20 protein-coding genes and 1 pseudogene are annotated in these 25,132 nt (G+C 67.6%); 13 read left to right on the top strand and 8 right to left on the bottom strand.

Annotated elements, in window-relative coordinates; translation table 11 throughout:
* Positions 1-46: 46 nt before the first annotated feature.
* A complete protein-coding gene (locus ACFCV3_RS33805; protein WP_376037090.1) occupies positions 47-1,432 on the bottom strand; it encodes an aspartate aminotransferase family protein in 1,386 nt (461 codons plus the stop codon).
* 146 nt (positions 1,433-1,578) lie between these two features.
* Between ACFCV3_RS33805 and ACFCV3_RS33800 the strand changes: the two genes are divergently transcribed.
* A complete protein-coding gene (locus ACFCV3_RS33800; protein WP_376037087.1) occupies positions 1,579-3,210 on the top strand; it encodes an amidohydrolase in 1,632 nt (543 codons plus the stop codon).
* Positions 3,201-4,622, top strand: coding sequence for a gamma-aminobutyraldehyde dehydrogenase (locus ACFCV3_RS33795; protein WP_376037084.1), 1,422 nt, complete (start codon positions 3,201-3,203; stop codon positions 4,620-4,622). The genes ACFCV3_RS33800 and ACFCV3_RS33795 overlap by 10 nt, the downstream gene beginning before the upstream one ends.
* Here the strand turns inward: ACFCV3_RS33795 and ACFCV3_RS33790 are convergent.
* Both ACFCV3_RS33790 and ACFCV3_RS33785 read right to left on the bottom strand, forming a co-directional pair.
* A complete protein-coding gene (locus ACFCV3_RS33790; protein ID WP_376037081.1) occupies positions 4,619-5,704 on the bottom strand; it encodes a glycoside hydrolase family 172 protein in 1,086 nt (361 codons plus the stop codon). The two genes, ACFCV3_RS33795 and ACFCV3_RS33790, sit on opposite strands and share 4 nt — an antisense overlap.
* Before the next feature lie 22 nt (positions 5,705-5,726).
* Positions 5,727-6,512 (bottom strand): annotated as a pseudogene (locus ACFCV3_RS33785) (LLM class flavin-dependent oxidoreductase); the annotation flags it as partial.
* A 76-nt stretch (positions 6,513-6,588) separates the two neighbouring features.
* Between ACFCV3_RS33785 and ACFCV3_RS33780 the strand changes: the two are divergent.
* From ACFCV3_RS33780 to ACFCV3_RS33750, 7 genes are all read left to right on the top strand, one after another.
* Positions 6,589-9,252 (top strand): hypothetical protein, encoded by a 2,664-nt coding sequence (locus ACFCV3_RS33780; RefSeq protein ID WP_376037078.1) that lies wholly within the window; start codon positions 6,589-6,591, stop codon positions 9,250-9,252.
* The gene (locus ACFCV3_RS33775) at positions 9,249-10,181 is read left to right on the top strand and encodes an N-acetylglucosamine kinase (protein WP_376037075.1); all 933 of its coding nucleotides are present in this window, start codon (positions 9,249-9,251) and stop codon (positions 10,179-10,181) included. The genes ACFCV3_RS33780 and ACFCV3_RS33775 overlap by 4 nt, the downstream gene beginning before the upstream one ends.
* On the top strand, positions 10,178-10,846 hold the full coding sequence (locus ACFCV3_RS33770) for an N-acetylmannosamine-6-phosphate 2-epimerase (protein WP_376037072.1): 669 nt from the start codon (positions 10,178-10,180) through the stop codon (positions 10,844-10,846). Before ACFCV3_RS33775 ends, ACFCV3_RS33770 begins: the two co-directional genes overlap by 4 nt.
* 111 nt (positions 10,847-10,957) lie before the next feature.
* Positions 10,958-12,331 carry an N-acetylglucosamine/diacetylchitobiose ABC transporter substrate-binding protein gene (gene ngcE, locus ACFCV3_RS33765; RefSeq protein ID WP_376037069.1) on the top strand — a complete coding sequence of 458 codons (1,374 nt, stop codon included), beginning with the start codon at positions 10,958-10,960 and terminating at the stop codon, positions 12,329-12,331.
* A 1-nt stretch (position 12,332) separates the two neighbouring features.
* Complete coding sequence (locus ACFCV3_RS33760; protein WP_376037066.1) at positions 12,333-13,223, top strand: carbohydrate ABC transporter permease; 891 nt, start codon at positions 12,333-12,335, stop codon at positions 13,221-13,223.
* 13 nt (positions 13,224-13,236) lie between these two features.
* Positions 13,237-14,076 (top strand): carbohydrate ABC transporter permease, encoded by an 840-nt coding sequence (locus ACFCV3_RS33755; protein WP_376037063.1) that lies wholly within the window; start codon positions 13,237-13,239, stop codon positions 14,074-14,076.
* Positions 14,076-15,317 carry a hypothetical protein gene (locus ACFCV3_RS33750; RefSeq protein WP_376037061.1) on the top strand — a complete coding sequence of 414 codons (1,242 nt, stop codon included), beginning with the start codon at positions 14,076-14,078 and terminating at the stop codon, positions 15,315-15,317. Before ACFCV3_RS33755 ends, ACFCV3_RS33750 begins: the two co-directional genes overlap by 1 nt.
* Here ACFCV3_RS33750 and ACFCV3_RS33745 read toward each other — a convergent pair.
* The 3 genes from ACFCV3_RS33745 to ACFCV3_RS33735 are packed head-to-tail and all read right to left on the bottom strand — an operon-like array spanning position 15,314 to position 18,956.
* A complete protein-coding gene (locus tag ACFCV3_RS33745) occupies positions 15,314-16,255 on the bottom strand; it encodes a cyclase family protein (protein ID WP_376037058.1) in 942 nt (313 codons plus the stop codon). The genes ACFCV3_RS33750 and ACFCV3_RS33745 overlap by 4 nt on opposite strands.
* A 20-nt stretch (positions 16,256-16,275) precedes the next feature.
* The gene (locus tag ACFCV3_RS33740) at positions 16,276-18,339 is read right to left on the bottom strand and encodes a YhgE/Pip family protein (protein WP_376037056.1); all 2,064 of its coding nucleotides are present in this window, start codon (positions 18,337-18,339) and stop codon (positions 16,276-16,278) included.
* Complete coding sequence (locus ACFCV3_RS33735) at positions 18,336-18,956, bottom strand: hypothetical protein (RefSeq protein ID WP_376037053.1); 621 nt, start codon at positions 18,954-18,956, stop codon at positions 18,336-18,338. Before ACFCV3_RS33735 ends, ACFCV3_RS33740 begins: the two co-directional genes overlap by 4 nt.
* Before the next feature lie 55 nt (positions 18,957-19,011).
* Here ACFCV3_RS33735 and ACFCV3_RS33730 point away from each other — a divergent pair, with 55 nt between their 5' ends.
* Positions 19,012-19,623: a TetR/AcrR family transcriptional regulator gene (locus ACFCV3_RS33730; RefSeq protein ID WP_376037051.1), complete on the top strand. Its 612-nt coding sequence runs from the start codon at positions 19,012-19,014 to the stop codon at positions 19,621-19,623.
* On the opposite strand, the gene ACFCV3_RS33725 is transcribed toward ACFCV3_RS33730, so the two are convergent.
* Positions 19,604-21,163 (bottom strand): molybdopterin-dependent oxidoreductase, encoded by a 1,560-nt coding sequence (locus ACFCV3_RS33725; RefSeq protein WP_376037048.1) that lies wholly within the window; start codon positions 21,161-21,163, stop codon positions 19,604-19,606. The two genes, ACFCV3_RS33730 and ACFCV3_RS33725, sit on opposite strands and share 20 nt — an antisense overlap.
* A gap of 111 nt (positions 21,164-21,274) precedes the next feature.
* The gene (locus ACFCV3_RS33720; RefSeq protein WP_132171411.1) at positions 21,275-21,802 is read right to left on the bottom strand and encodes a MarR family winged helix-turn-helix transcriptional regulator; all 528 of its coding nucleotides are present in this window, start codon (positions 21,800-21,802) and stop codon (positions 21,275-21,277) included.
* A gap of 175 nt (positions 21,803-21,977) precedes the next feature.
* On the opposite strand from ACFCV3_RS33720, the gene ACFCV3_RS33715 reads away from it, so the two are divergent.
* The 3 genes from ACFCV3_RS33715 to ACFCV3_RS33705 are packed head-to-tail and all read left to right on the top strand — an operon-like array spanning position 21,978 to position 25,098.
* Complete coding sequence (locus ACFCV3_RS33715; protein WP_376037046.1) at positions 21,978-22,691, top strand: hypothetical protein; 714 nt, start codon at positions 21,978-21,980, stop codon at positions 22,689-22,691.
* A complete protein-coding gene (locus tag ACFCV3_RS33710) occupies positions 22,676-24,274 on the top strand; it encodes a type IV secretion system protein (RefSeq protein ID WP_376037043.1) in 1,599 nt (532 codons plus the stop codon). Before ACFCV3_RS33715 ends, ACFCV3_RS33710 begins: the two co-directional genes overlap by 16 nt.
* Before the next feature lie 44 nt (positions 24,275-24,318).
* Entirely contained in the window at positions 24,319-25,098 is a 780-nt protein-coding gene (locus ACFCV3_RS33705; RefSeq protein WP_376037040.1) for a metallophosphoesterase family protein, read from the top strand.
* Positions 25,099-25,132 lie beyond the last annotated feature (34 nt).

The raw sequence follows: 25,132 nt of genomic DNA, 5'->3' as shown, positions 1-25,132 counted from the left end.
CGTTCGCTGAGGAGCACCTCCCGCGGCAGCCCGGAGACGGGGAGGACTACAGCTTGGATTCGGCTTCGGTTAGCACTGCGCGGATGGTTTGTTCGATTTCGTCGAAGTGGGACTGGTCGCAGATCAGGGGTGGGGAGAGTTGGATGACGGGGTCGCCGCGGTCGTCGGCTCGGCAGTAGAGGCCGGCGTCGAAGAGGGCTTTGGAGAGGAAGCCGCGGAGGAGGCGTTCGGACTCGTCGGCGTTGAAGGTTTCCTTGGTGGCTTTGTCCTTGACGAGTTCGATGCCGTAGAAGTAGCCCGCGCCGCGGACGTCGCCGACCAAGGGCAGGTCGAGGAGCTTGTCGAGTGTGGCCCGGAAGTCCCCCTCGTGGTCCCGGACGTGCTCGTTGATGCCTTCGCTCTCGAAGATGTCCAGATTGGCCAGGGCGACCGCGGCGGAGACGGGGTGGCCGCCGAAGGTGTAGCCGTGGGCGAATGAGGCGTCGCCCTTGGAGAAGGGCTCGAACAGGCGGTCGGTGGCGATTGCCGCGCCGAGCGGTGAGTAGCCGGAGGTGATGCCTTTGGCGCAGGTGATGATGTCGGGCTGGTAGCCGTAGCGTTCGGCGCCGAACATGGTGCCGAGGCGGCCGAAGGCGCAGATGACCTCGTCACTGACCAGCAGTACGTCGTACTCGTCGCAGATCTCGCGGACCCGCTGGAAGTACCCCGGGGGCGGCGGGAAGCAGCCGCCGGCGTTCTGTACCGGCTCGAGGAAGACCGCGGCGACTGTCGACGGGCCCTCGTTCTCGATCGCGACTGCGATCTGGTCCGCGGCCCACCGACCGAAGGCCTCTAGATCATCACCGTGAATAGGCGCCCGGTAGAAGTTCGTGTTCGGGACCCGGAAGGTGGACGGCACGAGCGGCTCGTACGGCGCCTTCAGGTCGGGCAGCCCGGTGATCGACAACGCGCCGTGCGTGGTGCCGTGGTACGCGATCGCCCGGCTGATCACCTTGTGCTTCCCGGGCTTGCCGGTGAGCTTGAAGTAGTGCTTCGCGAGCTTCCACGCGGTCTCGACGGCCTCGCCGCCACCGCTGGTGAAGAAGACCCGGTTCAGATCGCCCGGCGCGTATCCCGCCACCCGCTCGGCGAGCTCGATCGACTTCGGGTGCGCGTACGACCACAACGGGAAGAAGGCGAGCTCGGAGGCCTGCTTGGCGGCGGCTTCGGCGAGTTCGGTGCGCCCGTGGCCCAGCTGGCTGACGAAGAGTCCGGCCAGTGCGTCCAGGTAGCGCTTGCCCTGAGCGTCGTAGATGTACGCGCCGTCACCACGGACGATCACCGGGATGTCGGCCTTGTCGTAGCTCGACATCCGGGTGAAGTGCATCCAGAGGTGGTCGCGCGCGGACTGCTGCAGCTTGGCGAATTCGGCATCTCCGATGGTGTCGGCCATGGGCGCCATCCTGCCCGGGAAAATCTTCGCTGGCAAGTGATTTCGTGCCCGCGAAGCCGATAGAGTGTCGATGTCAGCATCCAAGAAGGCCAAATCAATCGGATTCCGCACCCGGAAGCACCCGGAAGCACCAGGAAGGTTGTGTCTTGGACACCCTGTTCGTGAACGGCGCCGTCTTCGACGGGACGGCGTACCGGCCGGGTCTCGCGGTCGCGGTGAAGGGCGGCCGGATCGCGGCGATCGGCCCGGACCTGGGGCAGCGCAACGGCGCCGAGGTCGTCGACCTGGAGGGCGGTCTGCTGCTTCCCGGTTTCGTCGACGCGCACATCCACCCCGTCCAAGGCGGTGTGGAGCGCGCCCACTGCGACCTCTCCCCGTTCCACGGACTCCCGGCGTACCAGGAAAAGATCAGCCAGTACGGCGCTCTGCACCCGACCGCACCGTGGATTCTGGGCGGCGGCTGGCACCAGCCCGACTTCCCGGGCGGCGCCCCGAACGCGGCGGACCTCGACCCGGTCACCGGCGATCGACCCGCCTTCCTGGTCAACGCGGATCACCACAGTGCCTGGGCGAACTCGAAGGCGCTCCAACTGGCCGGCATCGACGCGCACACCCCCGACCCACCCGACGGCCGGATCGAGCGCACCGCTGACGGCACCCCGACCGGGACCCTCCACGAAGGGGCGATGAGCCTGGTCGGGCAGCTGGTTCCCCCGACCACCCACCAGGAGATGGTTGGCGCCCTCCTCGACGCCCAGGCCTACCTGCACTCCCTCGGCATCACCGGCTGGCAGGACGCGATCCTCGGCGCCTACGCCAACATCGGCGACTCCACCCCCGCGTACGTCGAACTCGCGCAAACAGGCCGCCTGACCGCCCGCGTCAACGGCGCCCTCTGGTGGCAGCGTGACCGCGGCCCCGAGCAGATCCCCGAACTGATTGCCAAGCGCAACGAACTCAAGCACCCAAGATTTCGCGCCGGCACTGTGAAGATCATGCAGGACGGCGTCGCCGAGAACTTCACCGCCGCCATGCTCGACCCCTACTTCGACGGCTGCGGCTGCCGCACCGCCAACAGCGGCCTGTCCTTCGTCGATCCCCAAGCACTGCAAGAGCATGTGACCCAACTCGACGCGGCAGGATTCCAGGTCCACGTGCACGCGATCGGCGACCGCGCCGCCCGCGAAGCCCTCGACGCGTTCGCCAAAGCCGAAGCCAGCAACGGAATCAACGACAACCGGCACCACATCGCCCACCTGCAGGTCATCCACCCCGACGACATCCCACGATTCAAAGAACTCAACGTCGCCGCCAACATGCAAGCTCTCTGGGCAGTCTACGAACCCCAGATGACCGAGCTGACCATCCCGTTCCTCGGCCCCGAGCGCACCGGCTGGCAGTACCCCTTCAACTCACTAGCCAAAGCGGGAGCAAGACTCGTAGCCGGTTCCGACTGGCCCGTCTCCAGCCCCGACCCCCTGGAGGCCATCCACGTCGCCGTCAACCGCCGTACCGACAAAGCCGACGACCCCTTCCTCCCCGAGCAGGCGCTCGACCTGACGACCGCACTCGCGGCGTACACCAAAGGCAGCGCCTGGGTGAACCATGCCGACGACACCGGCCGGATCGCGGTCGGCGCCCTCGCGGACCTCGCGATCCTCGACCGCGATCCCTTCACCGCACCCACCGACGAGATCAACACCGCCCGGGTCCGGGCCACTTATGTCGAAGGCGACCTCGTCTTCGGCCCGAACAGAAAGGACGCCTCGTGCCCCTGAACAACTTCATCGACGGCAAACCCGCCGCCGCGCTGAGTGGAGCGACGTACGACGTGATCGCGCCCGCGACCGGGGAGTCGTACACCCAGGCGCCGTTGTCCGGGCCGGAGGACGTGGACCAGGCGATGACCGCGGCGGCCCGGGCATTCGAGAGCTGGCGGGACAGTACGCCGGCCGATCGGCAGCGTGCGCTCCTCAAGATCGCCGACGCGATCGAGCAGCGGGCGGACGAGTTCACCGCGGTCGAGAGCCGCAACACCGGCAAGCCGCTGGCGCTGACCGCGAGCGAAGAAATCCCGCCCTGTGTGGACCAGTTGCGCTTCTTCGCCGGCGCGGCCCGGGTCCTGGAAGGCCGGTCCGCCGGCGAGTACATGCCCGGTCACACCTCCTGGATCCGCCGCGAGCCGATCGGCGTGGTCGGCCAGGTCACCCCGTGGAACTACCCGCTGATGATGGCGATCTGGAAGATCGCGCCCGCCCTCGCGGCCGGTAACGCCATCGTTCTCAAGCCGAGCGACACCACCCCGGCCTCGACAGTCCTGCTCGCCGAGGTGTGCAACGAATTCCTCCCGCCGGGCGTGCTCAACGTGGTCTGCGGCGACCGCAACACCGGCCGCGCGCTGGTCGAGCACGACATCCCGCAACTGGTCGCGATCACCGGCTCGGTCCGCGCGGGACGCGAGGTCGCGTCGTCGGCCGCGCGCAAACTCAAGCGCACGCACCTCGAGCTCGGCGGCAAAGCGCCGGTGGTCGTCTTCGACGACGCCGACCTGGAGGCGGCCGCTGAAGCGATCGCAGGTGCGGGCTACTTCAACGCAGGCCAGGATTGTACGGCGGCCACCCGCGTCCTCGCCGGTCCGCGGATCCACGACGACTTCGTCGCCGCCCTGACCGAGCAGGCCAAGCAGACCAAGACCGGGCAGCCCGAGGACGATGTCGCGTACGGCGCCCTGAACAACGCCGATCAGCTCGGCCGCGTCCGCGGCTTCGTCGACCGCCTTCCCGACCACGCCGCCGTACAGACCGGTGGGCACGCGATCGGCGACCGCGGCTACTTCTTCGAGCCCACGGTCGTGTCCGGCCTGCACCAGGACGACGAGGCGATCCAGGACGAGATCTTCGGCCCGGTGATCACCGTCCAGCGCTTCTCCGACGAGGACGAAGCGCTCAGATGGGCGAACGGCGTCGAGTACGGCCTGGCCTCATCCGTCTTCACCAAGGACCACGGCCGGGCGATGCGGATGTCCCGCAAGCTCGACTTCGGCTGCGTGTGGATCAACACCCACATCCCGATCGTCGCCGAGATGCCGCACGGCGGTTTCAAGAACTCCGGCCACGGCAAGGACCTGTCGATGTACGGCCTCGAGGACTACACCCGCATCAAGCACGTCATGTCGAACATCGAGGGCTAGATGACCTCCAGGTAGTCCCGGGAAGGCAGAACAGGGAACGGCGCGTGCGGCAAGGTCTGGTACCAGAACGACGTGGAGGCAAGGTCGTCCTGGAGCTGGAGGAACCGGCCGTCGCGCCGCCACCCGAGAGCCTGCACGGTCACGCGCAGGTCCGAGGTGAAGCGGATCGTGTCGGTGAGGTGCCAGCGGTACAACCCGAACCGCTGCTGGTTCTTCATGAACCCGTCCGGCTGGATTGCCTGCGGCATCCCCAGGTACGGCGTCGTGAACGTCGCATACACGCCTTCCGGATGAATGAACCCCCACGCGCCACCGAAATAGTCCTCGGTCCCGGTCGTGCAGATCGTCGGGAACTCGTCGTCGCCGTCCAGATAGAACTTGACCTCGCCCTCACCCCACCAGCCGGTGTTGTTACAGCCCCACGCGAGATACGTGCCGACGTACTGCCCCTGGCCCCGAACACCGTCCAGCAGTGTGTGCACCTCGCCGTACGGGACCGGGTTCGACCGCCGGAACTGCGCGTGGAAGTACGCCGCATCCTCCGGAACCTCGGTGCGCACGAAGTCGATCTGATAGAAGAGCTCCGGTACGTCGACCTCCTGCAGATTCTCGATGGTGATCTTGGCACCGGCGCGGAACGGCATCTGCCAGTAGCTGTTGAAGCCGCCCGACGGGTTCACCGCGATCGGTACCGAGCTGACCTGCGCGTGCTCACCCCAGCCACTGCAGAAGAAGTCACCGAGCGGGACCTCGATCGACGGCGTCTCCTCGCCGTCCCAGTACGCCCGCAGCACCAGCGAGCGCCAGACCTTCTTGTCGACCGTCATCCAGATATGCGTGATCGCACCGGAGCCCTCGATCTCGGCCAGCGTCGTGGTCGAACCGGCCGGCAGCGGGATGCACGGGGACATCTTCCAGCCGACCCCGAGATCGCGGGCCTGCCGCGACATCGCCCCCTCGGTCGCCCGCGCGCCGCCACCCTTCACGCCGTCCCGATTCTCGGCACTGATGGAAAACGTGCGGGCCGCTGACAGCCGCGCGACATTGCCGAGATGAACGTCGAGCCCGTTGAAGTCACCCATGGGCTCACACCCTAGGCGGCAGTCAGCGGTAGCTGTCCAGCCTGTTCGCGACCTTCTCGAAGACCACTTTCTCGTGCTCCTTGGGCGCATACAGCACCAGCTCATCAAAACCGATCGCCGCATAGCGCGAGACCAGCCGCGCGAAGCCGTCCTCGGAACCCCACGGATCCAGCTCGCCGTAACCGAGCAGCAGCCGCCGGATCTTCCGCCCGTCCAGCGCCGCGTCGAGAGCCTGCGACCGCTCGATCGACTTCGCGTAGAACTCCTCCTCGGCGGCCGCTCCCGGGAAGGTCACCCACCCGTCCCCGTGCGCCGCAACCACGGCCAGTGCCTTGGGTGCGTTCGCCGCGATGATCAACGGCAGCCGCTCCTGGACGGTCCCGGGCGTCATCGCCGCCAGCGAGTACGGATAGCGCCAGCCGTCATGGTCGGCCACGTCACCCGACAGCAGCCGCTCCACGACCGCCACGAACTCGGCCAGCCGCTCGGACCGCTCGCGCGCCGTCCAGACCGGCGTACCGGCCATCCCGTGGTCGGTCGGCCAGACGCCGGAGCCGATCCCGAGATCGAACCGGCCACCGGAGATGTGGTCGAGCGTGGTCGCGGTCTTGGCCAGCACGGTCGGGTGCCGGAAGACGAGGTTCGCGATCAGGATGCCGACCCGGATCCGCTCCGTGGTCGCCGCCCAGCCCGCGATGATCGTCGGCCCGTCGTGCACCGGCACCGCGGGATCCCGCGGGTTCCGCAGGTTGTCACCGGTCCACAGCCCGTCGAACCCGGCGTCCTCGGCCACCTTCGCCCAGTACGACGCGTCGTCCCTCCGAGGCCCGAGTGGTCTACCCGAGGTGCTTTACCGGCTGCCCTCAGTCGGGGACAGTGATTCGGTGACCGCATCTGTGCCTGTCGCCGTGATCGGCCCGCCGGACCCGGCCGCCGCGTTCACGGCCGCACTCGACCAGGCCGGCCTCGCCTCCGTCCGGTACGACGAACTTCCCGTGGACCTCTCCTCGTACCCGGCTGTGATCGTGGTGGCCGGCCGGTACCCCGAACCCGAGCGCCTCGACGTGGCCGGGCTGGCGGAGTACGTGCGCGCGGGCGGGTCGGCGTACGTGGAGTTCGCACTTGATGACACCGGGTTTCTCCCGACGGGCGAGATCCGGACCGCGCACATCGAGCGGATCTTCACCACGGCGGCACTGGCCGGGATCGAACCGTTGCACATCCTCGACGAGCACTCCTCGCAGGCCCAGCAGGTGGTTGCCCCCGGCAACGCGGTCGAGCTGTGCAGCTACGGCACTGTCGCCGGGACCCATGAGGCCATCTTCGGTCCGCCGGACGTCACCTTCCCGGCGCTGCTCGACATCCCGGTCGGCGACGGCCGGTTGCTCTACGCGACGACCGCGCTCAGCCACCACCTCAAGGGCCGCTACAAGCCGGTACGCCGGTGGCGCCGCCTGCTGCAGGTGGTTGTCGGGCAGCTGACCGGTGTCCAGCTTGCCGAGGACATGGAGGTGTTCACCGAGCCCCGGGTCTGGGTCGCGACCGGTGAGCCGGTCAAGCTCGTGGTCCGTTCCTGCATCAAACCGGTCGCCGAACTCGACCTGGTCGAGACGAAACCGGGCCGGTTCGAATCGGACCCCCAGTACCTCGCCGACGGGGAACACACCTTCGCGGTCGGCGGCCAACAGGTCTCCGTAACGGTCGGACCGCGTGCGGAACGGTATCGCCGGATGGTCGATCGGGCGATCGCCTGGTACGACCGGGCCGGTATGTTCTACGACGCGCCGGACGGCTCGAAGGGTGTCGCCGAAGGGTTCTCCAACGAGATCGATGCTGAGGGCAAGCTTCCGTTCCGGCCGGTACCGCGGGGCGACTGCTTCACCCAGACCGCGCACGCGTTCCGGATGTACGCCGAGCTCGCCGACTTCCCGCGCGGCCGGACGATCGCCGACAACCTGATGCGGCTGGTCGTCGAGGAGCAACAGCTCACCGACCGCAACCAGCTCTACGGTTCCTTCGAACCGCGGGGTGCGCGGACCGATCTCACCGGCACGAACAACTTGTTTGCCGACGACAACGGCTGGATCTCGCTGTTCACGTTGATGTCCGGTGCCGTCGAGCCCGGTCTGCGTGGGGTCGAGGCGTTGATCCGGACGTCGAGCGCGGAACTCGGTCTGCAGGTCGATCCGTGGCGGACACCGTCCACGCTGCTGGTGAAGGGCTGGGACGAGATCGCGCGGTCGCCGATCGAGGACGGGCTCGATCTCACGTCGCACTGGCAGAGCTCGGCGCAGTGCGCGTACCTCTACGCGTACGGCCTGACCGGCGATCAGCGCTACCTCGATACGGCCACTCGCGGGCTCGACCACATGGCTGGCCAGCATCCTCGGGCCCGGCTGGAGACGAGCCGGACCTGTGAGGCCGGCCGCTTCCTGCTACCGCTGGTCGGCGCGTACCACTACACCCGCAAGCCGCTGTACCTCGAGACGATGCGCTCGCTGGCGGGGTACCTGAGGAGTCGGCAGGGGCCGGACGGCGGGTTCGCCGAATGGGACGGGAAGTGCCCGCCGAGCAACGAGGCGTACGGCGTCGACGAGGCCGCGATCTTCGCGGCCAACGGTGATCTGGTCACGGATCAGCTCTACGGAACGCCGTTCGCCGCCTGGGCGCTGCCCTTGGCCTACCGGGTGACTGGGGAGCCGGTGTTCCAGGAGCTCGCGCACGGCGTTCTCGACTACCTGAGCCGGATCCAGATCGACGACCCCGACGACGAGCAGCTCGACGGCGCCTGGCAGCGCGCCTTCGACTTCGATTCCTGGGAGTACTTCGGCTCGAACGCCGACCTCGGCTGGGGACCGTACTGCGTGGAGACCGGGTGGTCGGTCGCTCCTGCGATCATTGGTGCGATGCTCTACCTGACCGGCGACAGCTTCTTCCCGCCGGCTCCTGACCCCGGTGCCGGCCTGTCCGGTCTGCCCGCGTCGATTCGGGCGGAATTCGACGCGATCCAGGCCGGTCAGCCGGCACCGGCCACCTTCACCCGCCGCGACGACGGCCGGGTGATCCGGATCCAGGACGACGTACAGGCGGTTCTCGGCGACCTCATCGCGGCCGGCGAACCGGTGTGGGCGCGCAACGAACCGGTCGGGGCGGACGAGATCTACGTCCGCGGCGCCGACGGTCACCTGCACCACACCTACCTCGACGACCGCGTCGGCCAGGGCCGCTGGCAACAACTCGGCGACCTCGAACTGGCCGACGAGCCCGTGGTCGCCTTCAACCCCGGCGCCAACGCGGTCGAGGTCTACGTCCTCGGTGCGGACGGTCACATCCACCACTGCTCGATGATCGACGTCCGCGGCGGTCACACCCCCTGGGAACAGGTCGGCACCCTGCACTTCACCGGCTCCCCAGCCGTCCTGTACGACGAACAACTCGGCTCCGTCCGCCTGGTCGCGAACGACACCGCCGGCCAGGACCGCCGTACCCACAAGGTCAACCGCTGGCACCTCCCCTGGCACGACTACTCCCACTGGATCACCGCATGAAGGTCAACGTGGCAATCGACGGTGGCCAGTCGGCGCTGCGCCTCCGAGTCCTCCCGACCGGCGCAACCGGCACCGGCCCCGGCTACACCCACGGCCCGCACGCATCCGACTACATGCTCGAGGCGATTCGCGAGGCTGCCACCGCCGCGGGGGTGGTGGGGAGGGAGGCGACCTCGCCTGCTCCTGGTGGTGCGAGCCCTCACGTCGGAGTCGTCGCGCTCGGGCTGACTGGCTACCCGCCAGCTCCTGGAGCGGCTGAGGCCTTCGCCGCCCGCGTCCTCCAACTGCTTGGTGCGGATGAGGTTCGGCTGACTCAGGACATGGTTACTGCTCATGCGGGGGCGCTGCCGGAGGGGTACGGCGTGGTGGTTGCTGCGGGCACCGGGTTGGTGTGTCTGGCGGTGGATCGGGATGGCAGTTGGCACAAGCTGGACGGGCATGGGTATCTGTTCGGCGACGCCGGGAGTGCGTTCGCGATCGGGCGGGCCGGGCTGGTCGCCGTACAGCGGGCTCGGGACGGACGTGGTCCCGTGACGAAGCTGGCCGAGACGACGCTGGATCCGATTGCCTACTACCGTTCGCCGACTCTGGTCGACGACGTGGCCCGGTTCGCGCCCGACGTACTGCGGTGTGCCGCCGAAGGCGATGTTGTTGCCCTCGACATCTTGGCCGGTGCCGCCGCGGACATCGCCGAGACGATCGACGCTGCGGTCAGCAAACTGGCCGGCACCGAAGCGGTCCCGGTCGCGTGTGTTGGCGGCCTGTTCGCCGGTGCTGATGAACAGTTGCTCGACCCGGTCCGGGCTGTCCTGTCCGCACGCGCTCATCTGGTCCCCGCAGCAGGCAACGCACTGGACGGCGCCGAGCGACTCGCGACCGCTGAGCTCGGCCCCTACACCGCCCTGACAGTCATCCAGAGGAAACTATGACAGTTCTCGCCCCGGGCACCTTGGTGGTGTCCTGCCAGGCTGCCCCCGGCAATCCGCTGCACGCTCCGGAGTCGATGGCCCTGATGGCCCGCGCCGCCGAAGCCGGTGGAGCCGGCGCCATCCGCGCCAACGGAGCTGCCGACGTCGCCGCGATCCGCGCGGTCACCGCCCTCCCGATCATCGGGATCAATAAACTCGGCGACCCGTCCGGCGTCTTCATCACCCCGACCTTCGAGTCCGCGATCGACATCGTCAAGGCCGGCGCGGACCTGATCGCCCTCGACGGCACCCGGCGACCACGCCCGGACGGACAGCGGCTGGACCAGCAAATCGCCCGGATCCACGACGAACTCGGCGTACCGGTTCTGGCCGACGTAGACACCCTCGAAGCCGGGATCGCAGCCCGTGAGGCCGGTGCCGACCTGGTCGCGTCGACCCTGTCCGGCTATACCAATGGCCACACTCCGAGCGGACCGGACGTCGAGCTGGTCAGGCAGTTGGTGGCCAAGCTGGACTGCCCGGTCGTTGCCGAGGGCAGGGTTCGCACGCCGGAGGACGTCCGTGCAGTCTGCGATGCGGGCGCGTACGCCGTCGTGGTCGGCTACGCGATCACGAATCCGATGGACATCACCGCCCGCCTGGTGAGCGCGATCGGCATGTCATAGCCCATCAGAGTGGTCTACTCCACCTTGTCGATCCAGGTCGAATCCTCTTCCGCTGTCCGGTCGCGCGGGCGTATCCATGTCCCAATCAATCCCCTGGAGAGGACGCGTCTCATGAGCACAGTCGACCGCCGTACACTTCTCCGCGTCGCGCTGGCGGCGCCTGCCGTGGCTGCGCTCGCGTCCTGTGCGAAGCCGGTCGTGGAGAAGTCCGCGCCCGCGTCGACCCTCGGTGCGAAGGTCGACGGCAGCAAGCCGCTGGAGTTCTTCAACTTCGACGGCGGGTACGGGAAGAAGTGGACCGAGATGCCACTGGACCTGTACCGCAAGCAGTTTCCCCAGGCGAACGTGAAGCTGACCAGCGGCCAGCAGCTCCAGCAGCAGCTGCAGCCTCGCTTCATCCAGGGCAACCCGCCCGACCTGATCGAGAACGTCGGTCTGGACGGCGCCGCGCTGGCCGCGAAGAAGCAGGTCATGGATATCGGCGCCCTGCTCGACATGGAGGCCTTCGACCAGCCCGGCGTGAAGGTCAGGGACACCCTGCTTCCCGGCGTCGCCGAACACGGCGTCTACGACGGGGTCAAGTACGAGATGCCCTACGTGATCGGCACCGGCGGCATCTGGTTCAGCCAGAAGCTGCTGGACGAGCACGGCTGGACCTACCCGAAGACGTGGCCGGAGATGCTCGCGCTCTGCGCCGAGATCAAGAAGTCGACCAAGATCGCGCCGTGGACCTACCAGGGTAAGTACCCGGGCTACCTGACCAGCCCGATGCTGATGACGGCTTACAAGGCGGCCGGGCCGGAGCTCAAGAAGAAGGTCGACAACCTCGAACCGAACGCGTGGCGGGACCCGGCGCTGATCCAGGCCGCCGAGGGCTACCAGGAGCTGGCCGCGAAGGGCTACCTGCTGGAGGGTTCGCAGGCCATCGACCACAAGCAGTCGCAGGCCTCCTGGGCCAAGGGACAGGCGGTCTTCATCCCCTGCGGCGGCTGGCTGGAGAACGAGTCCGGGCAGGATGCGCCGAAGGACTTCGCGATGACGATGATGCCGGTCCCGGGCTGGTCGGCCTCCGACAAGGCGCCGTTCGAGACGCTGACCGGCGGTCCCGGTGGCGCGCTGATCGTGCCCGCGCAGGCCAAGAATCCGCAGGGTGGGCTGGAACTGCTGCGGATCATGATCTCGAAGAAGTGCATGCAGAACTTCGCCAGTCTGACCAACTCGCCGGTCGTGGTGAAGGGCGGCACCGACGGCGTCAAGCTGACGCACGCCGCCGAGTCGATGCAGAAGGCCATCTCGGCGGCCGGCTCGAACATGTTCAACGACTGGCAGTTCCGGATCTGGTACAAGAAGCTGCTGGACAGCTCCGACAAGGCGATGGCCGCGCTCATGAACCGTGAGGTCACGCCGGACGAGTGGAGCAAGCAGATGCAGAAGTACGCCGACGAGACGGCGAAGGACCCGTCGATCAAGAAGTTCCACGCCTGACATGCATCACGGCAAGTACCGCTTCGTCTTCGGGCTGCTGCTGATCCCGCTCGGGCTGTACGCCGTCTTCGTGGTCTCGCCGTACCTGCAGGCCTTCCCGATCGCGTTCACCGACTGGGAAGGCCTGTCGGCGACGTACCGCTACATCGGGTTCGACAACTTCGTCGCGCTGTTCCACGACTCGGTGTTCTGGACGGCGTTGCGGCACAACCTGTTCCTGCTGGTCAGTCTGCCGACGATCATCGTGACGCTGTCGCTGTTCTTCTCCGCGGCGCTCAACCACCGCGGCGGTATCCGCGGCGCGAAGTTCTACAAGATCATCTACTTCTTCCCGGCCGTGCTGTCGATCGCGGTGGTCGGCGTCCTGTGGCAGTTCATCTTCGAGCCGCGCGGCGGTCTGCTGAACGGGTTCCTGCGCGCGATCGGGCTGGACGCGCTCGCCCAGCCCTGGCTGGGCGACGGTGACACCGCGCTCGGCTCGATCATCGCGGTCGTGGTCTGGGGCGGTGTCGGGTTCTACGTGGTGCTGTTCACCGCGGCCATGGCGGCGATCCCGAAGGAGCTGTACGAGGCGGCACTCCTGGACGGCGCCGGATCGCTGCAGGCGTTCTTCCGGATCACGCTGCCGCTGATCTGGAACACCGTGCAGGTCGCGATCGCGTTCCTGGTGATCGGTGCCCTCGACCAGTTCGCGCTGATCAAGGTGCTGTCGGTCGGGCCGGGCGGTCCGAACGACGCGACCCAGGTGATCTCGCTGTACATGTACACGAACGCGTTCACGTACGGGAAGTTCGGGTACGCGTCGGCCATCGGCGTGACGCTGTTCGCGCTGAACATGATCCTGACCGTGCTCGTGTTCCGCCTGACCCGCCGCGAGCGGGTCGTCTACTGAGGGGGTGCGTTCGATGACCCGGAGGGCGACCGGCAGTCTGTTCGGCGGGCTGACACAGGGCTTCGCGCTGGTGTGGGGCGCGATGGTGCTGTTCCCGCTGCTCTGGTCGGTGGTGAGCTCCTTCAAGACCGACTCCGAGATCTTCCAGAGCCCGTGGAAGCTGCCGGCGGTGTGGCAGTGGGACAACTTCAGCCGCGCCTGGAGCGAGTCGCACATCGGCCGCTACTTCTTCAACAGCCTGGTCGTGGTGACCTGCGGTGTCGTGCTCTGTCTGTTGCTGTCGGCCGCGGTCGCGTACGTGCTGGCGCAGTTCGAGTTCCCGGGCAGCAAGGCGCTGTACTACGTCTTCGTCGGCGGCATGGTCTTCCCGGGCTTCATGGCCTTGGTGCCGCTGTTCTTCGTCGTCCAGAACCTCGGACTGATGAACAGCTATCTCGGACTGATCCTGGTCTACGCGACCGGCGGGATGTCGTTCTCGGTCTTCTTCCTGACCGCGTTCTTCAAGACTCAGTCCAAGGAGCTCGCCGAGGCCGCGCTGGTCGACGGCTGCTCACACTGGGGTGTGCTGTTCCGCATCATGCTGCCGCTGGCCCGGCCGGGTCTGGTCAGCATCGGCATCTTCCAGTTCCTCGGGATGTGGAACGAGTACCTGCTGCCACTGGTGCTGATGACCGACGAGAACCGCTACCTGGTCACCCAGGGCCTGGCGAACCTCGCGGTGACCCAGGGGTACCACTCCGACTACTCCGGACTGTTCGCCGGTCTCACCATTTCGATCCTCCCGGTCCTTGCGGTCTACCTTGTGTTCCATCGCCAGATCAGTACCGGGATGACCGCAGGAGCCCTGAAGTGATGGATCTGTTGCTCGCAGCGACCTCCCTGGACGTAACACCTCCCCCCGGCCACCCCCTCGACGGGTACGCCGCCCGCACCGGTCCCGCGACCGGTACGGCTGACCCACTCCGCGCCACCATCATCTGGCTCAGTACGGCGGATGCCCCCGGCGTGCTGTGGTTGACGCTGGACGCGATCGCGGTCGGCGCGGAGTTGACCGCCGAACTGTCCGCAGCGGCCGGCCGGGCCGCGGGTATCCCGGTCGAGCACGTAGTCGTGTCGGCCTCGCACACCCACTCCGGCCCAAGCGGGTGGACCGGCCAGATCCATCCGGTGATTCCGGCCGAGCGCGAGCCCGTGCTGTACGAACCACTCGTCTCGGCGGTAGCGAACGCCGTACTGACTCGTCAGCCGGTGGTGGCGTCGTGGCGGTCGGTGGAGGTGACCGGAGTCGGTACCAACCGGCATCGAGAGGACGGTCCGCACGACAACACGGCCGGAGTGCTTGCGCTGCACTCGTTCACTGGTTCACTGCTGGCGGTTCTGTTGGACTTCGCGTGCCATCCGACGACGTACGGGCCGGAGAACCTGCTGTGGTCGGCTGACTGGCCCGGTGCGGCCAGGGCGGCGCTCGCGCCGGCTGTGGTCGGCTATCTGCAGGGTGCGGCCGGTGACGTCAGCCCGCGGTTCACACGACAGGGACGTGGCGCGGCAGAGATCACCAGGCTGGGAGAGCTGCTGGCTACGCGTGTCCGGGAGTCGCTGGCCGAGCCAGGGCTCTTGTTGCCGTCAGCCGCCCCCAGCATCCGCCGTACGACGCTTCGGCTGCCGGTGCGGTCGCTACCTGCGGCTGAGGACGCAGCAGCGATCGTCACAGCAGCTGGGAGCGCTGTGCACGGTGGCGTGGACGATCCGTCGTCCCGGATCGCTCAGACCCGGCTGGACGGCGCTCGGGGACAGGCGCTGATGGCTGCGGCCGACCTGCCCGCAGAACTCGAGCTACCGGTCAGCGTCGTCACCTTGGGCGACGTGTGCTGGGTGAACCTGCCGGTCGAGCTGTTCGCTCTGCACGGCGCAGCCCTGCAGGAGAAGAGCAGCTACCCGATCACACGCGTCATCGGCTACACCGACGGCTACTTCGGCTACGTCGTCGACCCGGCCGCCGCGGAAGCAGGGGTGTACGAAGCGCTCATCACCTACTTCGACCAGCCGACGACCAACCAGCTCGTGACCGAGACAGCGGCCTTCGTGAACGCCTAGAAGGTGGCGATCGGGTTGACCGGGCTACCCGACGTACCGGCGAAGCGGACTGGTGCAACGGCGAGCTGGAAGTCCCACTGACCAAGCTCGGCTGCTGTTGTCACGCACTCCTCGAGGTCACAGTTGTCGAGCATCCACAGGCCCATCGCGACCAGGCTCACGGCGTGCACCGGCATCAGCACGTCGTCGTACCCCGAAGGCTGCACGTCCTGCGGAGTGTCGGCGCCGATCAGCGCGACCTCCCGCTCCTGCAGCCACGGCAGACAGGACGCGTGCCAGCCGGCCTGCGTGATGCCACCGGAGGGACCAGCCTCGTGCCGAGCACGGCCGTAGCCGGTCCGGATCAGTAGCGCATCGCCGGACTGCACTCGCACACCCTGACGACGTTCGGCCGCCTCGAGGTCCTCGGGGAACACACCCTCACCAGGTTCGAGCCACGGCACTTCGCGGACCGCTGCGATGTCCAGCACGACTCCACGCGTGACGATCCCGTGCGCCGCTGCGGTGACTGCTGCCCAAGAAGATCCGGTATCGGCATCGATCATCGAGTGCGGCTGCCCGTTGTACAGCTTGCCGTCCCAGACGAGATGGCACGGCGAATCCAGGTGCGTGATCGTGTTGCCGTGGAACATGATGCCGAGCCGCTCGTTCGAGAAGCCCCAGCGCCGGTCGTTCTGGAACAGCGGCGGCATGTGCTCGGCACCCGGCATCTCGACGGCGCACGGGCACACGTTGGTCGCCCGCTCCATCTCATCCGGTACGGCGATCTCCCAGGCGCACGAGACGCTCCGGCCGTGGCGCACGGCCCGCGCCGCGGCCAGCCGGACGTCGTCGGTGATGTGGTTCAGCGTGCCGAGCTGGTCGTCGTCGCCCCACCGTCCCCAGTTCGACAGCGTGTCGAAGTACCCGAGTACGTCGTCCTGCGTGGGCATCGTCATGCCGGCACCGTCTCCTCTGCCTAGAGGGCCAGCTCCGGCTGCAGCTTCTTGGCCGGCCACACGCGCTGCTTGCGCGCAGCCAGCGTAGACGCGGCCAGTGCCACGGCGAACCAGGCCGCCAGGGCCAGCAGGTCCTTGCCGAGCGATGCGGTGGAGCCGCCGTACATGAGGTGGCGGACGCCGTCGATCGCGTAGCTCATCGGCAGCGCGTGGTGGAAGAAGTACAGCGGTGCCGGGATGGTCTGCCACGGGAACGTGCCGCCCGCACTGACAAGCTGGATCACCATCAACACCAGACCCAGGAACTTGCCGACGGCACCGAACCACGCGGACAGCGCATGCAGGATCGCCACGAAGGTGATGGACGTCAGGATCAGGAAGCCGACCGTCAGCCACGGGTGTGCCGCGTTGATGCCGAGACCGAGTGTGACTGCAGTGAAGACCAGCGTCGCCTGGATCGCACCGAACAGTGCGGGCGGCAGCCAGCCACCGAGTGCGACCCGGAACGGCGACTGCAGCCCGGCCAGCGCGCGCGGGGAGAGCGGCCGCACCAGCAGGAACAGCACGTAGGCACCGATCCAGCAGGCCAGGCAGAGGAAGAACGGGGCCAGGCCGGCGCCATAGCTGTCGGCGCTCGCTTGGGAGACATTCTGCAGCGTGACAGGAGCACCCAGGGTCTCGGCCACGGCCTTGCGCTGCGCAGTGGTCGGGTTGGGGATCTCCTTGACGCCCTTCTCCAGACCGGTGTTCAGCTGGGTTGCGCCGTCCTTCAGCTTGGTCACTCCGGTGGCCAAGCTGTTCACACCACCCAGGAGCTGACCCTGACCGGCAACCGCCTGCTTCTCACCGGCTGCCAGTTGCTGCGCACCTGACTGCAGAGTGGTGAGCCCGCTGCTCAGCTGCCCGGCCCCGGCGTCGAGCTGCTTGGCGCCATTGGCCGCCGTACTGATGCCGTTCGTGAGAGCCGGTGTGGCCTTGGCCAGGGCGGCAGCGCCGTTGGAGACCTTGCGAGCGCCACCGGCCAGCTGGTTGAGCTGAGTGGAGGTCGACTGGATCTTGGTGTTCGCCCGGACGACCGGACCGCGCAGCTTGGCGGTCTCGGAGAGGATCAGGTTGATCTGGTGGTTGCTCAGCCCCTGTGCCTTCAGACGGGCTGCGAGCGTCTTGTCGAACGCCTTGAGGTCCTTGACCAGCGTGCTCGACGCAGCGGCGACCTGGCGACCCGCGACGGCGATCTTCTCGTTGCCGTCGGCCACCTGGTCGGCGCCGTTCGCCAACGCCTTGGTCTGCTTCGGCAGGCTCGCGGTCTTGCTCTTCAACGTGCCGAGGCCGTCGCTGAGCTGGTCAGCGCCAGTGGCCAGCTTCGCCGCGCCCTGCTGAGCCTGCCCTGTCCCTGCGGCCAGCTTGGTCGCACCGGCCGACAGCTTCTGCTGCGCGGTGTTGAGCTGGCCGGCACCGGACTGCAGCTTGCCCACGCCGGTGGACGCACTCGTCAGACCGTTCTGCAGCTGAGCTGCACCTGAGGCGGCCTGGCTGATCTGACCGTGGATCGTGTTGTACCCGGCCAGCAGCTTGCTCGCCGCCGTCTCGCTCACCTGGGACGCGACGGTCTTGGTGACCTGAGCGACGACCTGGTTGGCGATGGTGTGCGCGACGTAGTTGTTGGCGTCGTTGGTGATCAGCTCCAGGTTCGCCTGTCGCGGCGTAAAGTCCGCACTGGACGCGAGGTCCCCGGAGAACGACTTCGGCAGCACCAGGGCGAACTCGTACTTGCCGTCCGAGACACCCTCGGTCGCCTCAGCCCTGGTGACCTTGTGCCACCCGAAGCTCTTCGACTCGACCAGCTCGTCGGCCACCTGCGGCCCGACGTTCAGCTTCTCACCGGTCGCCAGCGTGGTGCCCTCGTCCTCCACCACGACCGCGGTGGGGATCTGGTTGAGCCGCTTGTACGGATCGTGGTTCGCGTAGAGGTACAGGCCGCCGTACAGGACCGGCACCAGCAGCAGGGCGACCACCGCCAGCTTGGGCAGTCGGCCGGCGGTCAGCCGCCGCAGCTCACTCAGGGCCATCCGGAGCGCGGTCACGCCTTCATCTCCTCAACTTGATCTGCGGGTACGTCGAGCAACCGGGCGGAGGTATCTGCGCACGTGATCAGGACTGCGTAGCCCCGGTCGGCCAGGTCCTGGCCCAGCGCGTACCACTCGTGCGGATCGCCGCCATGACGGTCTGGCATGGTCAGAATGACGACCTTCACGTCCGGCCGAGCGACAGTCAGCTCGGCGAGCAGTCTGGTGCGCGCAGCGACCGGGAGGTGCTCGAAACGCGTGGCGGCATGCTCAGCGGCACCATGCTCGGTCAGCCACGCCAGCACAGCCTTCCGGCCGGCCTTGTGACCAGCCATGGCCAGCTCCTCGCCAACAACCGTCTGAACGGGCAGCGCGTCATCCGGCTCAGTGATCCCCGGTGCGTCGACCACAGCGACCTTGCGGCGCAGTACGGCGGGATCTGAGGAGCCCTGGAGAGTGACCTCGCCGGTGTCCGGCTTGAGCCGACCGGAGAGCGCGAGAGCGGCAGCTACGTGTCCGGGGCCCGGATAGCCGGTCAGCAGCATGACCTGCTTCTCGTCGACGCGCACCGACGTACCGGTCAGCATCGGTGCGTGCGGACCGATCACGCTGACTCCGACAGCCTCGAGCTGCATCTGCTTCCCCGTTCAATACGGTTGTGTATTCAATACAGAACTGTATCCTACTCTTATGGAACCGCCCAAGCGCAGTCGTACCGCCACTCGGGCCCGCCTGCTGGCAGGCGCGCTCGAAGTCTTCGCCGAGCGCGGGTTCGCCGGCGCCTCGGTGGAGGACATCTGCGACCAGGCCGGGTTCACCCGGGGTGCCTTCTACTCGAACTTCGGTTCCAAGGACGAGCTGGTCCTGACGTTGTTCCAGGCAACGACCGACCGGTTGCTCGAGCAGATCGAGGCCCTGCTGCCCGACCTGGCCAACCAGCCTGGCACGCTGCTGGACGCCGTACTGGGCTTGCTCGACGAGGCTATCGGCGATCAGCGCCAGTGGCACCTGATCTCGACAGAGTTCACTTTGCATGCGTTGCGCAACCCAGACGCGGCGCGGGCGCTGAACGAGCAGCGCGCGATGTTCCGGGCCAGCCTGACCCGGTTGGTCGAGGAGATTTCAGCGGCCAGTCATGTGCAGTTCAGCGTGCCCGCCGAGCAGTTCGTCCGGCTGGTGATCGCGCTGCACGAGGGCGCGCGATCGCAGAGCCTGCTTGAACCTTCCGAGGTTCCAGCAGGCTCGCTCGAGCACGCCTTCCTGCCGATCGTGCTCGACGCGGTCAGTCGACCTTCACGCTGATCGTGTGCAGGCCGGTCGAGCCGTCCGGCGCCGGTGGTGCGGAGGCTTCGATCTGCGGCGTGCCCTTGGCGTCGATCGCGCGGACCTGCAGGATGTGTGTCCCACGCGGTGCGTCCCAGGTCCAGTGCCACTGCCGCCAGGTGTCGATCGACCCATCCGCGGCCAGTGTGGTTTGTTGCCAAGGGCCACCATCAACGCGGACCTCGACCTTCGACACCCCGACGTGCTGGTCCCACGCCACTCCGGCCACCGTCACGGGCCCGGCCGTCACCTTCTTGCCGAGCGGTACGTCGATCCGCGACGACAACTTGATCGGTCCGAGCTCCGACCAGCCCCGCGGCGTCCAGTACGCGTCGAACCGATCGAACCGCGTCACCTCGATATCGGTCAGCCACTTCGTCGCCGACACATACCCGTACAGCCCCGGTACGACGATCCGCACCGGGAACCCGTGTTCCACCGGCAGTGGCTCACCGTTCATCGCGAACGCGAGCATCGCCTGGCGATCGTCGAGCAGCGTGCTGAGCGGCGTACCGGCGGTGAATCCGTCCTTCGACATCGACTGGATCGCGTCCGCGTCCTTCGAGGGCCCGGCCTCCTCGAGAAGATCCTTCAGCAGTACGCCGGACCACAGCGCGTTCCCGATCAGGTCGCCACCGACCTCGTTGCTGACGCAGGTCAACGTGACCCACTTGTGCATGACCTTGCGCTTCAGCAGGTCGTCGAAGGTGAGGTTGAGCTCCTTGTCCACCATGCCGTGGATCCGCAGCTTCCAGTCCGACGGCATGATTTGCGGGACCGCGAGCGCGGTGTCGATGCGGTAGAAGTCCTCGTTCGGCGTCGCCCACGGCGTAGCGCCATCGGCCTGGACACCGGCCGGCGGATCGAGTGACGGCGGCTTCGGCAGGTTCAGCGCTTTGCGGGCATCGGCCACCGCGGTCCGGCTCCCGCCGATCACGCGCCCGAGCGCAGCGATCGCGGCCGAACCGATCGCGACACCGGCCGACAACTGCAGAAAGCCCCGGCGGCTGACGCCGTCATCGGGGAGGTCGAGCAGCGGCTCCAGACGTTTCGTGTACAGACGCAATATCCCCAGCGCCGTGAGCCCGGCGACGGCCGACGGCACGAACCCGGTCTGCCCCGAGTCGGCGCGGGTCATCGCGGCCGCCACGGCCACCCCGCCCAGTACGACGACGATCAGTGCGCCGGCCCAGTACCGACGTACCGCAAGAATGCCGCCGACCGCAGCCAGCGCCAGCAGGACGATCAGAATGCCGATCCGGAGCGCGGTCTTGTCGTGCGTCCCGAACCAGGAGATCGCCAGGTCCTTCAGCCACGGCGGCACCCGATCGATGAACGCCGAGCCGATCGCGACCACGGGAGTCTGCGACGTACCGAGTAGTCCAGCCGCCACACTGCCGGCCGCTAGACCGGCGAGGGCGGCCAGAATGCCGCCTACTGCACCACGCCAACGCGTCGCGCGACGACCGTCCGCCTGGCGTTCGGTCTGTTGCTCGCGCTCAGCCAGCTGTTGGTTCACATCTCAACCTTGACGCGGAGGGGCGCCCGACACCAGTCGAGCGCCCCATCCGTTAGTTCCGGGTAATGCGTTGAAGTTGTACTTGCTGGTCTACTGCTCGCCTTGGTGCGCTCAGAGTGCCGGCCGGCCGTTCGGCCAGCGACGTGCGTTGTCCCGGACCCGGCGCAGCTTGCCGAGCACGACGTCGCGCTCGTCGGACAGCTGCGACATCCACAGACTGTCGATCTCCAGGAGGTGATCCGGCAGTGCTTCGCGCAGCCGCCGCTTCCCCTCCTCGGTGAGCACCGCGTAGGAACCGCGGGCGTCGTCAGGACAGGGCTCGCGACGTACCAGGCCGAGGTTCTCGGCACGGTCGACGAGCCGGGTGATGCCGCCGGTGGTGACGGTCAGCTCCCGGGCCAGGGAGGTCAAACGCTGCTTCTCCCCGTGACTGCGGGCCAGCCGCAGCAACAGTTCGAACATTGCCATTTGCAGACCACTGCGCTTGAGAGAGTGCCGCATCAACTGGTCCAGCTCGGCTGCGGCTTCCCGCAGCAGACCGTAGGCCGTGATGACGTCGCTTTCCCAGGGTTCCGCGGCGCGGGTGGGTTCTGCATCGGCGAGCGCTAGGGGCGAGCAAAGCGAAGGCGCGATGGTCATGCGCGGACTCTAGTAGCTGACTAGTTCACTTCGCTACACGGGGTGACCTTTTGGCTACAGATCGACCGGCAGTCGCAAACTTCCTGAGCGTAACCGGGCACCTGTCCAGACCGGTACGACGGGTGCCTGTGGATAACTTCCGCGGCGATCGAGCGATCTTTGCAAGCCTTACCGAATGAGCGAGAACGAGCGCCCCACCCCCTTCGGCCCCGGCTTCGTGGCAGCCGCCATCGTCATCGCCGCCGTCATCACCTGCGGCCTCATCGTCCTGCTCGCCGACGGAAGTTCGCCCACCACCAACCTGTCGAACCCCGAGATAAAGGCTCCCTCTGTAACCCCGGTTGCCACGTCCTCTCGTTCCGGTTGCTCACTTCCGGCCGGCGATCAGGCGGTTCCTGCTGCAGCTCCTGCGGTGGACGGGTGGGAGGTGAGTCGGCGGGTGGTTGTTCCTCGGTCTGCCGCGTTCGGGCCCGGGGTTGTCGACTCCGACGGGTTTCGGCGGTGTTTTGCTCATTCGCCGACCGGGGCGGTGTTCGCGGCGTACAACGTGCTTGCCGCACTGGGCGATCCGACGAAGGCGACCGCGACCGCTCGCAAGCTGTTGCTGCCCGGTCCAGAGACCGACGAGCTGCTGCGGACAACCGAAAGCTCGTCGACCACCTCAGAGCCGACGCAGCTCGCCGGGTACCGCGTCCTGGCTGCCAGTCGCGACCAGGTGACGGTGACACTCGCCGTACCGGTCGAGACGCAGTACATGAGTCTCACCGTGACGATGGTCTGGCACGACCACGACTGGCGGCTCCAGCCACCGTCGTCCGGTGCGGCCATCGGGGCGCCGTTCGCCCAGCTTCGCAACCTCGCCGACTTCGTGAAGTGGAGTGGTCTCTGATGTGCGGGCAGCTCGAGATCGGTTGCCAGATCAAGGAAGGCTTCATCTCCGTCGCGACGTCCAGTCTCGATTCCTTGCTGCAGCAGGCCAGTCAGGCCGCTCTCGACTCCATGCATTCGATGGCGACACTGTGGCTGAAGGTGCCGGACGCAACGATCGCGACCGAATCCGGTGCTGGCTGGAAGAACTCCGGCCCGGTCGAATACCTGCAGCAGAGCACATTCGCGGTTGTCGCGGCGATCTTCACCGTCGCGATCCTGATCGCCGGTCTGCGGACCGCCTGGGAGCAGCGCGCCAAACCGCTGCAGGAGTTGCTCAAGGCAATGATGACTTTCGTGCTGGTGTGCGGGGCCGGAGCGGCGGTGCTGCAGTTGCTGTCCGAGTGGTCCGACGGACTCGCCCACGACATCGTCACCAAGGCCGCCGGTGGCAACGTCGACGCAGGCTTCCAGAGCATCGTCGCGAACGGCGGCTTCACCGAGATCGGCGTCGCTTCCGGCCAGGTGATCCTCGCCATCTGCGTCACCATCTCGGTGATGTGCGCCTCGGTGATCCAGATCGTGCTGCTGCTGATCCGGTCCGCGATGCTGGTCATCCTGGCCGGGACATTCCCGCTCGCGGCCGCCGCGACGAATACCGAGGTCGGGCGGACGTGGTTCCGCAAATTCTGCGGATGGGCGATCGCGTTCATCGCCTACAAACCGGCGGCCGCGCTCATCTATGCGGCGGCGATGAAGCTCAACCAGTCCGCGATGCTGCCGAGCGACAACCAGCTGGTGCAGGCGATGACCGGGATCATGATGCTGATGCTCGCGGTGTTCGCACTGCCTGCGCTGCTGCGATTCGCCGTACCGCTGACGGCAGCCGTCGCCGGCGGCAGCGCCGCGATGGGCAGCGCGGTCGCCGACCCAGGTGGGCTCGCCACCGGAGCCGTCAACGTAGGCCGCGCCCGTCTAGGTGGCTCCGGAGGTGGCTCCGGCGCTGGAGCGGGCGCCGGAGTCGGCGGGGGAGCGGGCGGGGGAGCGGGCGCTGGGGCCGGGGCGTCTGGCGCTCGTACTGTCGGAGCTGCGGCGAGTGCGGGGATGGGCGCGGCTGGTGCCGCGATCACGGCTGCCCGCAAAGCCGGCGGCGCGGTTGCCGGAGCCGCATCGCACTCCGCGGGCGATGGGGGCGGGGGTGGCGGCACACCAAGCTCCTTCGGCCCCAGCGGTGGAGGTGGCGCGCCAAGCTCCTTCGGCCCCAGCGGTGCGGGCGGTGGCGGTTCTGGTGGCGGTGGTGGGTCGCGTGGTGGGTCGTCCGGCGGCGGCGCTTCCTCAGGCCGCGGGGGCCATGGCGGTGGCGGTGCCAGGGGCGGGGGTGGAGGCGGTGGCGATGGCGGTGGCTCGTACGGCGGCTTGTCGGGTGGAGGCCCGTCCGGAGCATCCGGTGGCTCGTGGGGTGGAGGCCCGTCCGGAGCATCCGGCGGCTCGTGGGGCGGGGGCCCGTCCGGAGCATCCGGTGGCTCGTCCGCCCGCTCCTCCCGGACCTGCGCGACCAGCGGCGCCGGTTCCTCCGAGTACGACGGTCCCTCGGGTGGCTGGTGACAAACAGGTTGCCCTGGATGAGGCGGCCTTGAACGATGGCGGACATGCAGCTCGAGCGGATCGCCCTCATCTCGGACGTCCACGGAAATCTCACCGCACTCGACGCCGTCCTCGCGGATATCGAGGCTCGCGGTATCACCCGGATCTTCAACCTCGGTGACTACGTCGGCAAAGGCCCGCGCGGCCAGGCGGTGGTCGACCGCTGCCGCGAGGTCTGCGAGGTCAACATCCTCGGTAACTGGGACGACTTCCTCCCCGACCCCGACCGCGAGTACCCGGCCGGCGGCAGCATGCTCTGGTGGCGGCAGGAGCTCCGCCCAGACCAGCACACCTGGCTGCGCAACCTCCCCTTCTGCCACGACTTCCAACTCAGCGGCCGCCAGATCCGCCTGTTCCACGCCTCCGCAACCACGGTGCATCACCGGGTCTACTTCGATCACGACGAAGCGGCGTACCGCAGCATGTTCGAGAACACCCCCGCCACCGGCGACGGTCCCCTGCCGACGGTCGTGGCCTACGGCGACACCCACGACGCCTACTACGAATGCGACCTAGGCCGCACCCTCATCAACGTCGGCTCGGTCGGCAACAGCCTCCACGACCCGACCCCCGTCTACACAATCCTCGAAGGCGTCGAGAATTCCGCCGTCCCCGCCCCGTTCTCCATCCAATTCGTCCGCGTCCCGTACGACGCCCACGCCGAACTCGCCATCGCCCACGAACTAGGCGCCCCCGAACTCGACGGCTACGAGTCCGAGATCATCCACGGCATCTACCGAGGCACCTTCTACGCCGGCGAAACCCCCACCTACCACCGAGACTGACCTGGTCGAGGCCGCTGTATCCCTTGTCTGTAAG

Source organism: Kribbella sp. NPDC056345 (genome assembly GCF_042262745.1).
Taxonomy (GTDB): Bacteria; Actinomycetota; Actinomycetes; order Propionibacteriales; family Kribbellaceae; genus Kribbella.
The sequence above is the reverse complement of the archived record's forward strand: the minus strand, read 5'-3'. Positions and strand labels throughout refer to the sequence as shown.

What these genes read in the sequence shown, in the direction of transcription:
- ACFCV3_RS33805 (WP_376037090.1), bottom strand. Translation starts at nt 1,432, where the DNA reads ATGGCCGACACCATCGGAGATGCCGAATTCGCCAAGCTGCAGCAGTCC.
- ACFCV3_RS33790 (WP_376037081.1), bottom strand. Translation starts at nt 5,704, where the DNA reads ATGGGTGACTTCAACGGGCTCGACGTTCATCTCGGCAATGTCGCGCGG.
- ACFCV3_RS33775 (WP_376037075.1), top strand. Translation starts at nt 9,249, where the DNA reads ATGAAGGTCAACGTGGCAATCGACGGTGGCCAGTCGGCGCTGCGCCTC.
- ACFCV3_RS33770 (WP_376037072.1), top strand. Translation starts at nt 10,178, where the DNA reads ATGACAGTTCTCGCCCCGGGCACCTTGGTGGTGTCCTGCCAGGCTGCC.
- ngcE (WP_376037069.1), top strand. Translation starts at nt 10,958, where the DNA reads ATGAGCACAGTCGACCGCCGTACACTTCTCCGCGTCGCGCTGGCGGCG.
- ACFCV3_RS33760 (WP_376037066.1), top strand. Translation starts at nt 12,333, where the DNA reads ATGCATCACGGCAAGTACCGCTTCGTCTTCGGGCTGCTGCTGATCCCG.
- ACFCV3_RS33755 (WP_376037063.1), top strand. Translation starts at nt 13,237, where the DNA reads ATGACCCGGAGGGCGACCGGCAGTCTGTTCGGCGGGCTGACACAGGGC.
- ACFCV3_RS33750 (WP_376037061.1), top strand. Translation starts at nt 14,076, where the DNA reads ATGGATCTGTTGCTCGCAGCGACCTCCCTGGACGTAACACCTCCCCCC.
- ACFCV3_RS33745 (WP_376037058.1), bottom strand. Translation starts at nt 16,255, where the DNA reads ATGACGATGCCCACGCAGGACGACGTACTCGGGTACTTCGACACGCTG.
- ACFCV3_RS33735 (WP_376037053.1), bottom strand. Translation starts at nt 18,956, where the DNA reads ATGCAGCTCGAGGCTGTCGGAGTCAGCGTGATCGGTCCGCACGCACCG.
- ACFCV3_RS33730 (WP_376037051.1), top strand. Translation starts at nt 19,012, where the DNA reads ATGGAACCGCCCAAGCGCAGTCGTACCGCCACTCGGGCCCGCCTGCTG.
- ACFCV3_RS33720 (WP_132171411.1), bottom strand. Translation starts at nt 21,802, where the DNA reads ATGACCATCGCGCCTTCGCTTTGCTCGCCCCTAGCGCTCGCCGATGCA.
- ACFCV3_RS33715 (WP_376037046.1), top strand. Translation starts at nt 21,978, where the DNA reads ATGAGCGAGAACGAGCGCCCCACCCCCTTCGGCCCCGGCTTCGTGGCA.
- ACFCV3_RS33705 (WP_376037040.1), top strand. Translation starts at nt 24,319, where the DNA reads ATGCAGCTCGAGCGGATCGCCCTCATCTCGGACGTCCACGGAAATCTC.